Below are 14,945 nucleotides of genomic sequence, written 5' to 3' on the forward strand. Positions count from 1 at the left end.
CGATCATGAAAAAGTTGCTGATACCTTTCTATATTATCGTTGCCGTTACCGCGCTGGCTGGCTGCCAGAAGGAACTGGAACGTACCAACGTAAATCCGAACGAACCAACTGTTGTACAACCGGACTACCTGTTGAGCAACGGCATCAAATCCAATGTAGATACCTACTGGGGTAACGATGCGACCATGGAAACTTCCCTGTTGTACGTACAGTACTGGGCTAAAATCCAGTATCCGGACCCGGACCGTTATATTCCGGCTACCACCAACATACAAACTGTCTGGAATAACTTTTATGCGCAGGGTATACAGGATTTTACCACGCTGGCGCAACTGGGAGACAGCCTGCACAATCCCAACTATAAAGCCGTGGCCACCATTATGCGTGCGTGGATATTCCAGCAGCTCACAGATTTGTATGGTGATATTCCTTACACACAGGCCGCTAATATTGAAAAATACCTGACACCGGTATATGATAGCCAACGCACCGTATACAGGGGATTGCTGGCCGACTTAAAAGGCGCCGCACAAATTATTTCTCCTTCAGATAATGCCATTATTGGCGATGTACTGTTATCCGGCAATATGAACAGCTGGAAGAAATTTGCCAATGGCCTCCGTTCCCGTATCGCACTGCGTATTGCAGATCGTGACCCGGCAGCAGCCAAAGCAGTATTTACAGAGCTGGCAGCAGAAGGGAACTTTTTCCTGACAGACAAAGACACGGATGTAAAGCTTAACTACCTGGCATCACCGAACCAGAACCCGGTAGGGAGAAACAGGGAAACCCGCAATGATTACCGCATCAGTAAAACAGTGGTGGATAAACTGAAAGCATTGAACGACCCACGGTTAAGCATATACGCAGCATTGCCTACCGAGCCGGGTTCCACCAACTATGTAGGTGTGACCAACGGTTTATCGGCCGATTCAGCCTCCAGGCTTGGATTTACCAAAACCTCAGATGTGGGCGCGGCCTTTACCGCCACACAGGCGCCTGCCTGGTTATTTACCTATGCAGAGCAGCTGTTTATCCTGGCGGAAGCTGCCCAGCGTAACCTGATCAGCGGCAACGCGGCGGATCTTTACCAACAGGCCATCCGGGCATCTTTCAAACAGTATGGCATTACCGGTAAACCGGTCGATGATTACCTGGCGCAGGCATCCGTTGTGTACGACGCTACCAACTATAAAAAATCTATCGGCGAACAAAAATGGCTGGCGCTCTTCAGCGAAGGCCTGGAAGCATTTGCAGAATGGAGAAGACTGGATTATCCCCAGCTTACACCGGCTTATACCGGCGCACTGCAGGGAAAAATGCCGCTACGTTTAACGTATCCTTCCAGCGAACAGGCATTGAACGGGAATAACTATAAGGCAGCTGTAGCCAGACAGGGAGCAGATCTGCTCACCACCAAGGTGTGGTTCGATATCTACTAGTTTTTTTGCCCAGGATTAACGGTGATTATGATGATTCCAAGGATTTTTTCTTTTTTGATTTTAAAAGATTCGGGAAGATCTAAGCGAATTTATCCGCTTAGATCTTCCCGAATCTTTTAAAATCAAATTATAATCACAAGAAAAAATCCTTGGAATCATCATAATCACCGTTAATCCTGGGCAAGAAAAAACCCGCTTATTTCTTCGCTCTGTACCGTGCAATTTCGATACCCGCCTCTATCACCGGTCCTATTCCGTGAAAGTCATTTAGTTCCGTAGGACGATTGTAATAAAAAGAAAGATCCGCCGAGGTATTTGTACCGATGCAAACATCTTTCAGTTGTCCGTCTTCCTGGATTTTTTCTTTTACCAGTCCGTCCCAGCCGCGTTCCGCGATAGTAATGTAGCGTTTATCCAGCCAGCCTTCATTAACGGCTCTGGCGATCGAATATACAAACATGGCGGTGCAGGATGTTTCTGTGTAAGAATCCGTGCGGTCGAGCACCTGGTGGAACAAACCATTGGGCCCCTGGTATTTTGCCACGCCGAGTATTTGTTGGGTAAGGTCAGCGATCACTTCATTTCTGCCGGGGTGACTGGCCGGCAGGTTGTTCAGCAGCTGCACTTTTGCCAGCATAATCCAGCCATTGGCACGGCCCCAGTGCGCTACTCCCTGTCTTTTTAAATCTTCGTAGTAATAGTGCACATATAGTTCTGTGCGGGGATCCCAGAGATAGTGGGTAAAATGTTTGACTTGCGCAACAGCATCATCAAAGTAATTGTTGTTGTTGGTTAGTTTACCCATGCGGGCGAGGAAGGGCACGCTCATGTACAGATCATCTCCCCATAGTGTCCATTTATAGGGATTGGGTCTGCATAATGTGCCATCAGGGAGCCTTTCCTGTACTTTGCTGATATGATTAGCTGCTTTATCGATATATGCCCGGTAATCGCCTCTTTTCACCGTGTTATATACATCCAGCAAGCTGGCGCCCATGGCGCCGCAGTCGTCCAGCACCCGGGTATTGATCAGTTGATTGAACGGGAAGTTTTTGTATTTCACACCCTTCCGGCTGAGCGCCTCAAAATAGGCATAGTTATCAAATGCAAATGCTACGTGCCTTTGCGCAAAGGCATTGTATTTCTCTTCTTTGAGATAGTTGCCCAGGTCCACCATGGCAATGTTCAGCACCCCGTTGGGATAGTGCCATTCACTCAGGTGGTCTGATATATTGGCGGTTACACCCTCAGGTATTTCCTTACTGGTGTTGTAGGTTTGATTGTTGTTGCCTTTAAAGGTGAAGGCTGCGTGGGCAACGGCGTAATCTGCTACTCTTTTTACCACCTCAATATCGGTAGTGTTGTGCTGTGTATGGCCGGCAAACGGAATGGCCAGTCCCAGGTATAACAGCAATGTTAGTTTTTTCATATATAGCACGTGGTTTATAGTAACAAAATAATACCTTTCCCTGATTAATGCAAACGATTGCATAAAAAATACTTGTCTATTAATATAATTTATTTTAATTATGTGTTTTGAAGTGAGTAGTTTTAGTTTGATACGCTATATACCATTAACGACATCGTCCCTGCGAAGAAATAACCATTATGAACAGAGTATTTTTATTACTGGCGGCCACCACGCTGATATCATGCGAACAATACAGAACGGAAGAACCGGATACGCTTGCGGTGACAGCACCTGCTGAAATTATTAAGCCGCTCACCGCCGCCGATGATTCCATGCAGGAACCACATCGCAGCCGCAATATTTCCTGGGACCAGATAGAAGTATTTGAGTTCTCAAAAGCCATGATCAACAATAAAGTACCCTTGTTTACCAGCCGGCAGCGCCTGGAAAGCAGCATCGGACAGGCCGACAGCATCGCGTCTGCCGCGAACGAAGATATTTGCGGATCGCAGTTTGAAGACGACTTCGCGTATTTTTATATAGATGGTTCCACTTTTGAACTTTGCCGGGATTCTGTCGCCTGCGAGGAATTTGTTTTTTCAACAGACTATGAACTTACCTGTGGTAAAATAAGACTTACCCGCAATACTACCTGGGAGCAGGCCCGGCAGCTATTTCCCAATGCTGTATTGCAGGCGGAGAATGAAGGGAAAACTGATATGATCACCCTGCGCGATGCTTATAAACAGGATAGCGACAGCAGCGTACAACTGTATTTCCAAAACGGAAAACTGGTACGCATCGTTAACTTTATTCCCTGTTAACATATATGTTGCAGTAAAGCGTTTGCCGGCGTTCATCCTGTCATGCTTTTCCGGGAAACGTATTCGCAAATCGTAAAAACGGGATTATATCACGGGTGTTTTTCCGCCGTCTACTGCAGTACTCGTGCCGGTAATATAAGCCGCAGCAGGGGAGGCGAGGAAAGCAACGAGGGCTGCTATTTCATGCGCTTCTCCGAATCGCTGCATAGGAATTTCTCTCAGCCATTCTGCTTCCACAACAGCGGGCGCAACATTCCTGGCAGCAGCACTGTTATTGAACAATCCTTCCAGTCTTGCTGTAGACGTAGATCCTGGCAGCACATTATTCACCGTAATGCCATGCGGCGCCAGTTCGGTCGCCAATGTTTTCGACCAGGCAGCTACGGCCCAGCGGGTAGTGTTGGATACGCCGAGGTTTTTTATTGGTGTTTTTACAGAAGTAGAAATAATATTGATAATACGGCCAAAACCAGCCTTGATCATACCGGGCACCAACGCCTGTGCGAGCACCTGGTTGCAGAGCAGGTGTTGTGAAAATGCTGTGGTAAAAGCAGTTGTATCGGCGCTTAAAATGGGGCCGCCTGCCGGCCCGCCGGTATTATTGATCAGTATATGCACGGGACCCTCTGTGGCTATTTTTGCGGCGACTGCAGTGACCTGGGCGATATCTGAGAAGTCGGCCACCTCATACCGGTGCTGCTGTCCGTTGCCCACGCTGAGCAGCGGTGTTACGTTTTTTAACCGCTCTTCATTCCTGGCCAGTAAAATACAGGTGGCGCCCAACAATGCCAGTTCTTCTGCTGTAGCCAGTCCTATTCCCTGTGAGCTGCCACACACGAGGGCGGTCTTTCCTTGAAGTGAGAGGTCCATTCGGTTTATTTTCGGTGTAATGTACTGGATTTTTTTTCTTGCCCAGGATTAACGGTGATTATGATGATTCCAAGGATTTTTTCTTTTGATCATAATTTGATTTTAAAAGATTCGGGAAGATCTAGGCGATTTTATCCGCTTAGATCTTCCCGAATCTTTTAAAATCAAAAAGAAAAAATCCTTGGAATCATCATAATCACCGTTAATCCTGGGCAAGAAAAAAAACCGCTATACGCGAACGTAAATCTTTTTCTTGTCGAGGATGTATCCTACCAGCCAGCAGCTGAGCATAAAGGCCAGGGAAAACAACAGCGACCCGAATTTGCCCGGCGATAGTGGCTGGAAGATGGCGTCGTTGATCCATTTATAAAGACTGGCATCTCCGACGGTAAATGTCCAGAAGAGGATGGCTAATATTTCCGACAGGAGATAGAGGAACAGGGGATTTTTTCCGAATACGGTAAAAAAGCCGGTGCCTTTTGTAAAGCCGAGGATATCTATAACAAAGATGAGTAATGATAAGAGGAAGAGGTCGATGCTGATGGTTAGCAATACGTAGGAACTCGTCCACAGTTTTTTATTGATAGGAAATACGGTATTCCAGGCATAGGCGAGGGCAAACAACACAATGCCGGCCATTATCATGCGCATGATACCAGGTTTGGTTCTGCCTTGTTGTTGTACAAAGAGACCTGTATAGTAACCGGCTATTACGTTTACTACAGCGGGAATAGTGCTGAGCAATCCTTCCGGATCAAAGGCGATGCCTTCACCATGATACATGTGGTTGTCGCCCAATACCAGTTTATCGAGCAGGATACCGGCGTTGCCATTAATACCGTACTGATCGCCGGGAGTACCACAATACCACATGATCGCCCAGTAGCCCAGCAGGAACAGGGCGCTGACGCCCCATACCACCTTTTTGGAGCAGTAATGGATTAACAGGGAAGCGATACCATAACAAAGGGCGATGCGTTGCAGTACACCCGGTATGCGGGTATGGCTGAATGGCTTAAATTCCAGCCCGTGATCGGTTTGATGAACAAACGGGAACCAGTACATCAGGTAACCGAGCAGGAAAATAATCAGGGTGCGTTTAAAAATCTTTCCCAGCACGGCTGAATTTCCCAGTTGTTCATATTTTCTCATGCTGAAGCTCATAGCGTTACCCACAGCAAAAAGAAAGGAAGGGAATACAAGATCTGTTGGCGTCCAGCCATGCCAGGAGGCATGATCGAGTGGCCAATAGGTACCACCGGTGCCGCCGGTATTCACGATGATCATGAAACAGACGGTCATGCCGCGGAATACATCCAGCGGTAAAAAGCGTTGAGAGCTTTGTGTCATTTCCCTTTAATTATTGGTTGATAAGATGGTAAGGAATGAAAAACAGCGTTGAGGCCTACAATATATGTATCTAAAAATAAAAATCCAAATATGAGATCCGGAAGAAGCAAATTATTTGGAGAAACCCCTGCCTAATACCTCATGTACTTCATGTATTACTACAAACGCTTCGGGGTCGGTTTCCTGTACCAGCGATTTCAGGCGCATCAGTTCCTGCTTGCCTATCACCACATACAGCACTTCCTTGGGATCGTGTGTATAGGCGCCGTGTCCGTGTAATACGGTGGCGCCGCGTTTCATTTCGCCGGTGATCTTATCGGCAATGGCGTTGGTATGCCTGGATATGATGGTAATGGCGCGTTTGGTGTTAATACCGTCTACAATATAATCTACCGCCCTGGCGCCTATGTATACGGCAATAAAAGTATACATGGTTTTTTCTATACCGATAATAAAGGAAGAAGCCAGGATCACCACAACATCAAAAATCAGCATGGCGTTACCCAGGGTCCAGCCAAAATACTTATTGAACAGGCGGGCCACAATGGCCGACCCGCCGGTAGTGCCGCCGGACAGGAATACGAGCCCTATGCCAATACCCACCAGGAGCCCCGCAAAAATAGCTGCCAGCAAAGGATTAGTGGTTACCGGTGTTAGTTTGTTTTCTGTGAGATACAGGAACAGGGAGCAAAAAAGAATGCCCAGTATCGTATACACCATACTTCGTTTGTCCAGCAGCTTATAGCCCGTAACAATCAGCACGGCATTGATGGCGAAGTTGATCACACCCGGCGACCAGCCCCAATAATAATAAGTCACAATGGTAATACCAATCACGCCACCCTCCGACAATTTGTTGGGGATAGCCAGGTAGTTGATGCCTGCTGCAAAGATCAGCGCACCCACCATAATGAGCAGAATGTTTTTGAGATGTTCTTTCATGCCGCAAAAATAAGCTTTTGTCTTGCCCAGGATTAAACTGATTATGATGATTCTAAGGATTTTTTTTGTGATTATAATTTGATTTTAAAAGATTCGGGAAAGACTTAAGCGATTTTATCGGCTTAGGTCTTTCCTGAATCTTTTAAAATCAAAAAGAAAAAATCCTTGGAATCATCATAATCAGTTTAATCCTGGGCAAAAAAAAAAATCATGCAATAATTTGGAATTAATAAAACTCGATGTATATTTGTCTACCAATTCAGTAGACTAATAAAATCTACCACCACAGGGAAGCATCAGGCAAACGCTTCCGGCATCCTTTGATCCACCAGCAAGGTGTTGCTGCCATCATTATTGAAAAAACGTGTAAATAAAAATACACCATGAAAAGGCACACACTAACTAGTGGACTGCGTTCCCACACGCAACAGATTGTGGTACATATTACCTGTTCCCGTTACATTCAAATGGCGCACCGCTATGACAGCAGTGCCTGTTGATAGAAAAAACTTGCGTTCTGTAAGCTGTAAATAGAATGCCTGGTCAGGCATGCGGGGACGGTATGTTGCAAAAATTTATTGGTGGTAAATTTATCCGCAATGTGCTTACCCGCATCCTCCTGGCATTTTTAACCGGAATCTGAATCATTACTTTTCCCATTATATTCAATACAACAATGTATAGCAGCTGTTTGGTCACAGCATAGGCTGACTCGAACCTGCATGAATGAAATATAACGTTTACGGATACACGATTTTTTTTGTATCCACGGCGAAACAACATGGGTTACTATCCGGTGAAATTAAAACAATCAACTTCAGTTCAAGGGGCTTGCCTCAAACAATTCTGGTGGGTTTTGTTGGCATAGGCCCCGAAGACTGAAGTATACTAAATCATTAAGGCTGCTTCCTGACCAACCATTTTAAGACATTCATCCGGGAGCTGTCAGGATATACGTAAATAACGTATACGCCTATACTTTTTTCGGAAAGCCTGATTATAATAGAAGGAACCACTTGTTTCCAGGTAAGGTCCCCAGTGCCAGCAAGTCCCGACATATGTCGGGACTTCTATTTTTCAGCAAACCCGTTTTCACATAGTCGTCCCCGTTTTCTAAGCTCCCGGCATATTATATATACCCTGTTGTTCCACATCTCCCCGAAAAATATTTTCTAAAACCTTATGGAAAATATTTTACCGGCACATCTAATTAAAAAACAAATTACCATGGACTCAACTACAATCCCGGGGAATGATTTCCTCGACATTCTCTTCTATGGAAGGAATAAAGATTATGGGGCCTATGAACTCCGTAATCGTTACGACAAGCGGGTTCGCAATGCTATCATAGGCACCGCTTCTATTATGTTAGTAATGATTGGTGGTTACGTGTTAAACAACACATTGATGGCTGCGGAAAATGTACATCAGCCGGTGTTTGTAGAGAAAAAGATTGAATTAGACAATGTGAAATTACCCGACCCGGATCCTGTTATTCCGCCTCCGCCACCCGTTACCCAACACACGCCACCACCTGCTGTAGCTGCGGTGAGTTACGTTGATCCAAAGATTGTAGCAGGAGATGTGCCACCAGACGAAATGCCTCCGAAGATGAATGAGATTGGTAATAAAGCAATCGGTCTTGCCAATATAGATGGGCCTGATGGAGATATTAATAATATAGATCTGGCCGCCGATGGGAGAGGAGGCAGTAATGTAGTGACGCCTCCCCCGGTTGGCAACAACCCTGACGCACCGCGGATATTCGTAGAAATTATGCCGGAGTTCCCCGGTGGAGAGCCCGCCCTCGCCAAATACCTGAATAACAATATCAGATACCCCGGCGTAGCCCAGGAAGCCGGCGTGGAAGGTACCATCTTCATACAGTTTGTGGTAAACCGCGATGGTACTATCTCAGACGTGAAAGCAGTGGGTGCTCCCAAAGGAGCAGGACTGGAAGAAGAAGCAAAACGGGTAGTCAGCAAAATGCCCAAATGGAAGCCCGGCAGGCAAAACGGACAACAGGTAGCGGTGTTTTTTAACCTGCCCATCCGGTTTACCCTAAATCAATAATTACTACAACCCACTATCCGCTGCATTTTGCTAAAGGCTAAAAGCTAATAGCTAACAGCTCATCCGGCTTCCATCTATTTAACCTGCGCATTCTAATCCTGATACCAGTCCCGGTTCACGTAAAGTGGCCGGGATTGCCTTTTTTAGTCGCTTTTTTTTGATAATATTCAAACTTTCTGTATATATATCAAACAAAAATCAAAAAACTCTGAAATTAACATAATAATTATTAATTTAACGGCCGCTTAGTCTTCTTCTTTAGCACTATAAACGGATAATTAGTATGGAAGCGCCGGTAAATAACTCGCTGCAACAGTTCAAAAACCTCGTTGGTACCAAGTTCCAGCTGTATAACAGTCTCTTCACCTCTCTGCCTTTCCATAGGGTGGAAAAGACGGGTATCTTCCTGTCGCTCTTCCTGCTTCACTGTGAAGAAGGATATGCCAAGGGCAGCAGTCCACAGGAAATCATGGATTCCTTTTTTAAACAGTATACCACCTATACCGAGGAAAAGCAGCGAACGGACCTGTTATTCCGCTTTGTACAGTATGCAGAAAGACAAGTAGTATTGTTTGATGCCCTGGAAGATGCCGCTTTCCGTAATATCCGCGACCTGCAGGGAGCAGGCACCCTGCGGCACCTGCAGTCGGAAGTAATCCAGGAACAGGCCCAGGAGCAGCTGACAGAAAAGTTGAAGGATTTCTCCGTTCGCCTTGTGCTGACGGCGCATCCTACCCAGTTTTACCCCGGGGAGGTACTCGGTATTATCAATGACCTCTCCAAGGCCCTCATCGATGAAAATACCAGCCAGGTAAATATGTACCTGCAACAGCTGGGTAAAACGCCTTTCTTCAAAAAAGAGAAACCAACCCCTTATGATGAAGCCATCAGCCTGGTGTGGTTCCTGGAAAATATATTTTATCAATCCGCCGGCCGTATCCTCTCTTCCATCCGGGCCCAGTTCCCCGGTGCGATCAGCAGCGATAATTCCCTGATCCGGATGGGCTTCTGGCCTGGCGGTGACCGCGACGGTAACCCGTTCGTAAATGCGCCCACCACCCTGGAAGTAGCCGCAGCGCTGCGCTCTTCCATCATGAAATGTTATTTCCGCGAAGTGCGTAACCTGCGCCGCCGCCTCACTTTCAAAGGTGTGGAAAATGTAGTGGCCGCACTGGAATCAAAATTATCCCGCAATCTCTTTATCCCCGGTCATAAAGCCGATATCAGCCGCCAGGAAATCCTGGATACGCTGTCGGGTATCCGCAGCACCATTATCGAGAATCATAATGGCCTGTTTGTGCACCTGGTGGATAACCTGATCAGCAAAGTGGAAATATTCGGTTTGTTCTTCGCCTCCCTCGATATACGCCAGGACAGCTCCGTGCATGAAGCCGTGCTGGATGCCGTGGCTGCCAAAACAACTGCGCTGCCCGACAATTACGCATCGCTGGACGACAACGCAAAAATCGCTGCACTCTTAAGTATCAGCGAAGCAATAAACCCGGCAGTGCTGGAAAGCCCGCTGCACCAGGACTCCCTGCAAACCATCGCCGGCATCAAACAAATGCAGGCTGCCAACGGAGAAGAAGGCTGCAACCGCTATATCATCAGTCATAGCACCAGTGTACTCAACGTAATGGAAGTATACGGTATGTTCCTGCTGAGCGGTTGGAAGAAAGAAGAAATAACAGTAGATATTGTGCCGCTGTTTGAAACGATCGATGACCTGCGCCATGCCGGCCAGGTGATGAAATCGCTTTATGAGAACAGCGATTATCGTGAACACCTGCGCCGCCGCCAGTGCAAGCAAACCATTATGCTTGGTTTCTCCGATGGTACCAAAGATGGGGGATACCTCATGGCCAACTGGAGTATCTACAAGGCGAAAGAGGAACTGACAAAGATTTCCAAAGAATATGGTATCAGCGTTGTGTTCTTCGATGGCAGGGGAGGTCCTCCGGCGCGTGGTGGTGGAAAAACCCACCAGTTCTACGCCTCCATGGGAAGAAACATTGCCAATAAGGAAATTCAGCAAACTATACAGGGACAAACTATCAGTTCCAACTTTGGCACCGTGGATGCCGCACAGTTCAATATGGAACAACTGATTCATGCCGGTATCAGCAATGAACTGTTCTCTTCCCGGGAGCTCACGCTGAGCAAAGACGAGGAAGATCTGCTGCAGTCGCTGGCAGATGAAGGATATAAATCTTACAATAAATTAAAAACACATCCGCATTTCCTGGCTTACCTCGATCATGCCAGTCCGCTGCGTTACTATGCGGAAGCCAATATCGGCAGCCGTCCGAGTAAGCGTAATGCCTCTGCAAAACTGAACCTGAACGACCTGAGAGCCGTACCTTATGTAGGCGCCTGGAGTCAGCTGAAACAGAATGTACCCGGATATTACGGCGTGGGCAGTGCATTGGAACAGCTGGATAAACAAGGCAAATGGGAGGCCGTACAAACATTGTATAAACATTCCCTCTTTTTCAGAACATTGCTGGACAACTGTGAAATGGCGATGAAGAAAAGCTATTTCCCTTTAACGGCTTACCTGGCCAAACATCCACAGTATGGAGAAGTTTGGCAGATGATCAACAGCGAGTTTGAGCTGGCCAAGAAATATTTGCTGCTGCTGACCAATGAATCCGAATTAATGGGAGGCAGCCCGATTGACCTGCTTTCCATACAGATGCGGGAAAGAATTGTGTTGCCGCTGCTCACCACCCAGCAATATGCGCTGACCCGGATCCGTGAGCTGGATTCACACACGGATAATGGCCATGGCAGGGAAACGTATGAAAAACTGATCATGCGTTGCTCCTTTGGTATTATTAATGCCGGCAGAAATTCGGCATAGGACTGTGATGAGTGTGATGATAATGATGATCCTGATCAATGAAGATCATTGAGATATTTTTAACGGTGAACGCTTTTGGAATTTTCCAAAGGCGTTTATTATTTTATTATTTATACAAAATCTAATTTTACCTCCGCTCATCAGGATAATCAAACTAATCACATTAATCACAGTTAGTTTTTCCCTACTTTTACACCTCCTTAAGTAACTTCTCTATATATGGCAAACAGCTTATATGACTTTGGAATGATTGGCCTCGGCGTAATGGGTAGAAACCTGTTGCTCAATATGGCAGATCATGGCTTTTCCGTTATCGGCTTTGATAAAGACGCTGCCAAGAACAGCGCACTGGAAGCAGCCGCCACCCCCGGTACTACTGTTAAAGGCGTAGCAGACCTGGCCACTATGGTTCAGTTGCTGGAACGTCCGCGCAAATTAATGATGCTGGTACCGGCGGGAAAACCGGTGGATGACGTAATTGCTTCCCTGTTGCCGCTGCTGGAGCAGGGTGACGTGGTGATAGATGGTGGAAACTCCCACTACACCGATACTTTACGCCGTGTGCAGGAACTCCGCCCGAAAGGTATACACTTTATGGGAATGGGTGTTTCCGGTGGCGAGCAGGGCGCCCGTACAGGTCCCAGCATTATGCCCGGTGGCGACCTCGACGCATATGCCAAGGTAAAACCCATGCTGGAGGCAATTGCCGCCAAAGTAAAGGAGGTGCCTTGCGTAGCCTACCTGGGTAAAGAAGGCGCCGGCCACTACGTGAAAATGGTACATAACGGTATTGAATATGCCATCATGCAACTGATCAGTGAAAGCTATGCCCTGTTACAAAAAGGTGCGGGCCTCAGCAACGATCAGTTACACGAAGTATTCAAAAGCTGGAACCAGGGCGCGTTGCAATCCTTCCTCGTAGAAATTACCGCAGACATCTTCCTGCAAAACGACGATAAAACAGATCAGCGCCTGGTAGACGTGATTTCCGACAAAGCAGGTTCCAAAGGTACCGGTAAGTGGACTTCACAGGATGCCATGGAACTGCCTGTAGCAGTACCCGTTATCGACACGGCGGTAGCCATGCGTACGCTTTCCGGTTATAAGGAACAGCGTTTACAGGCGGAAGCACTGTACAAAGCACCGGAAAACAGCCTGCACGTTCCCGCAGAAATGTGGATCAAACAGGTACACGATGCGCTGTATTTTGCTACCATCCTGAGCTATGCACAAGGACTGGCCATGCTGCGTGAAGCATCTAATGATCTGAAAATGGAAATCCCATTACCGGAAGTAGTGAAAGTATGGAGAGGCGGGTGCATTATCCGTTCTACCCTGCTGGAAGTATTTACACAGGCCTACCAGAAAAATGCAGATCTCGCGAACATCCTGCTCGACGAAGGTGTGGCTTACCTGGTACAGTCGGTTGAAAGCAATACCCGCAGTGTAGTAGCGCAAGCTGCTTCCGCCGGTGTGCCCGTAGCCGGATTTATGTCGGCATTATCTTATTTTGACGCTTTCCGTACCGGTCGTATGCCTACCAACCTGATCCAGGCACAACGCGATTATTTTGGTGCGCATACTTACCAGCGAATTGACATGCCTGGCACTTTTCACACGGAGTGGCAGCAACACTAAAAAATATTCATCTTTAATTAAATTTATGCAGATCCATAAACGCCCGCCTGCTTCCATCCTCTTTATTTTCGGAGGCAGTGGCGATTTAAACTACCGGAAACTAACGCCTGCGCTATACAATCTCTTTTTAGATGACTGGATGCCTGAAAAATTTGCGATTGCAGGCCTCGGACGCAGTCCCTACACCAACGAAGACTATAACAAACACCTGTTGGAAGGGATCAGTAAGTTTTCCCGTCGTAAGGGCGAGCAGAATGGTCACTGGAAAGATTTCAGCAACCATGTTTCTTATCTGCAGATGGATGCAGAAGATCCTGCCGCTTATAGCAAGATCACCGATTTTGTTACGCAGAAAGAAGAAGAGTGGGGCGTACATCCTACCGTTATTTTCTACCTGGCAGTAGCGCCGCAACTGGTGCCCAACATCGCCACCCGCCTGGGTGAGCTGAACCTGTGCACCGATAAACATTGCACCCGCATCGTAATAGAAAAACCATTCGGTCATGACCTGCAAAGCGCCCATGAACTGAATGAATTGCTGGGAAAGAAATTTACAGAGGAACAGATCTATCGTATAGACCACTACCTTGGTAAAGAAACCATCCAGAATATCCTGGCATTTCGCTTTGCCAACGCACTGTTTGAACCGGTATGGAACCGCAATTATATCGATAACATACAGATCACCGCTGCAGAAAGCGTGGGGCTGGAAGGTCGTGGAGGTTACTACGAAAGAGCAGGAGCTCTCCGCGATATGGTGCAGAACCATATCCTGCAGATCATGTGTATCCTCGCCATGGAAGCCCCGGTTTCCTTTGATGCCAACGAAGTACGTAATAAAAAAGTGGATGTACTCAATGCCATCCGCCGTATTACACCCGATAAGGTACATGAATACGCCGTACGCGGACAGTATTCTTCCGGCTGGATGAAAGGAGATAAAGTATCGGGCTACCGCGAAGAAAAAGGCGTAGATCCGAAATCAAATATTGAAACTTACGCAGCCGTTAAGTTTTATATCGATAACTGGCGCTGGCAGGGTGTTCCGATCTATGTACGCACCGGTAAATACCTGCACCAGAAAGCGACCAATATCATCATAACCTTTAAGGAAGCGCCACCCTACTCTTTCCCGATGGAAGCAGCCCAGACATGGCGTCCTAACAGGCTTACCATCAGTATTCAGCCGGAAATGGATATCCGTATCCGCTTCCAGGCGAAACGCCCCGGACAAACCATGACACTGGATCCGGTAGATATGACCTTTAACTACGACGCCGCCAATGGCGAACATGCACCGGAAGCATATGAAACCCTGCTGCTGGATGTAATGGAAGGTGATGCTACCCTGTTCATGCGTGGCGACCAGGTAGATGCTGCATGGAAAGTGATAATGCCTGTCCTGGAAACATGGGAAAACCGTACCCCGCAGGACTTCCCGAACTATGCACCGGATTCATGGGGCCCCGATGATGCAGATGCACTCGTTGCCCGCGATGGTCATACCTGGATTAATTTACCTACTAAATAAA

At 47.1% G+C, this 14,945-nt stretch carries 10 protein-coding genes; 6 read left to right on the top strand and 4 right to left on the bottom strand.

Translation table 11 applies throughout. From position 1 onward, the window contains the following. Window positions 1–5 precede the first annotated feature (5 nt). Window positions 6–1,442 (top strand): SusD/RagB family nutrient-binding outer membrane lipoprotein, encoded by a 1,437-nt coding sequence (locus tag KE626_RS30260; protein ID WP_211976817.1) that lies wholly within the window; start codon window positions 6–8, stop codon window positions 1,440–1,442. A 196-nt stretch (window positions 1,443–1,638) separates the two neighbouring features. Here the strand turns inward: KE626_RS30260 and KE626_RS30265 are convergent, their stop codons facing one another. Then, a complete protein-coding gene (locus tag KE626_RS30265) occupies window positions 1,639–2,871 on the bottom strand; it encodes a glycoside hydrolase family 88/105 protein (RefSeq protein WP_211976818.1) in 1,233 nt (410 codons plus the stop codon). A 179-nt stretch (window positions 2,872–3,050) separates the two neighbouring features. Between KE626_RS30265 and KE626_RS30270 the strand changes: the two genes are divergently transcribed. Then, a complete protein-coding gene (locus tag KE626_RS30270) occupies window positions 3,051–3,677 on the top strand; it encodes a hypothetical protein (protein ID WP_211976819.1) in 627 nt (208 codons plus the stop codon). Between the two features lie 84 nt (window positions 3,678–3,761). On the opposite strand, the gene KE626_RS30275 is transcribed toward KE626_RS30270, so the two are convergent. The 3 genes from KE626_RS30275 to KE626_RS30285 form a co-directional block, all read right to left on the bottom strand. Continuing rightward, complete coding sequence (locus KE626_RS30275; protein WP_211976820.1) at window positions 3,762–4,547, bottom strand: SDR family oxidoreductase; 786 nt, start codon at window positions 4,545–4,547, stop codon at window positions 3,762–3,764. 228 nt (window positions 4,548–4,775) lie between these two features. Beyond that, complete coding sequence (locus KE626_RS30280; RefSeq protein WP_211976821.1) at window positions 4,776–5,897, bottom strand: acyltransferase family protein; 1,122 nt, start codon at window positions 5,895–5,897, stop codon at window positions 4,776–4,778. Window positions 5,898–6,008: 111 nt separating this feature from the next. Next, window positions 6,009–6,839 (bottom strand): YitT family protein, encoded by an 831-nt coding sequence (locus tag KE626_RS30285; protein ID WP_211976822.1) that lies wholly within the window; start codon window positions 6,837–6,839, stop codon window positions 6,009–6,011. Window positions 6,840–8,066: 1,227 nt separating this feature from the next. On the opposite strand from KE626_RS30285, the gene KE626_RS30290 reads away from it, so the two are divergent. From KE626_RS30290 to zwf, 4 genes are all read left to right on the top strand, one after another. Beyond that, window positions 8,067–8,912 carry an energy transducer TonB gene (locus tag KE626_RS30290; protein WP_211976823.1) on the top strand — a complete coding sequence of 282 codons (846 nt, stop codon included), beginning with the start codon at window positions 8,067–8,069 and terminating at the stop codon, window positions 8,910–8,912. 283 nt (window positions 8,913–9,195) lie between these two features. Further along, a complete protein-coding gene (locus tag KE626_RS30295) occupies window positions 9,196–11,775 on the top strand; it encodes a phosphoenolpyruvate carboxylase (protein ID WP_211976824.1) in 2,580 nt (859 codons plus the stop codon). Window positions 11,776–11,994: 219 nt separating this feature from the next. Continuing rightward, window positions 11,995–13,413: an NADP-dependent phosphogluconate dehydrogenase gene (gndA, locus tag KE626_RS30300; protein ID WP_211976825.1), complete on the top strand. Its 1,419-nt coding sequence runs from the start codon at window positions 11,995–11,997 to the stop codon at window positions 13,411–13,413. A 25-nt stretch (window positions 13,414–13,438) separates the two neighbouring features. Then, a complete protein-coding gene (gene zwf, locus KE626_RS30305) occupies window positions 13,439–14,944 on the top strand; it encodes a glucose-6-phosphate dehydrogenase (protein ID WP_211976826.1) in 1,506 nt (501 codons plus the stop codon). Window position 14,945: the final 1 nt, after the last annotated feature.

The sequence above is a fragment of the Chitinophaga hostae genome (genome assembly GCF_018224885.1).
Lineage (GTDB): Bacteria > Bacteroidota > Bacteroidia > Chitinophagales > Chitinophagaceae > Chitinophaga > Chitinophaga hostae.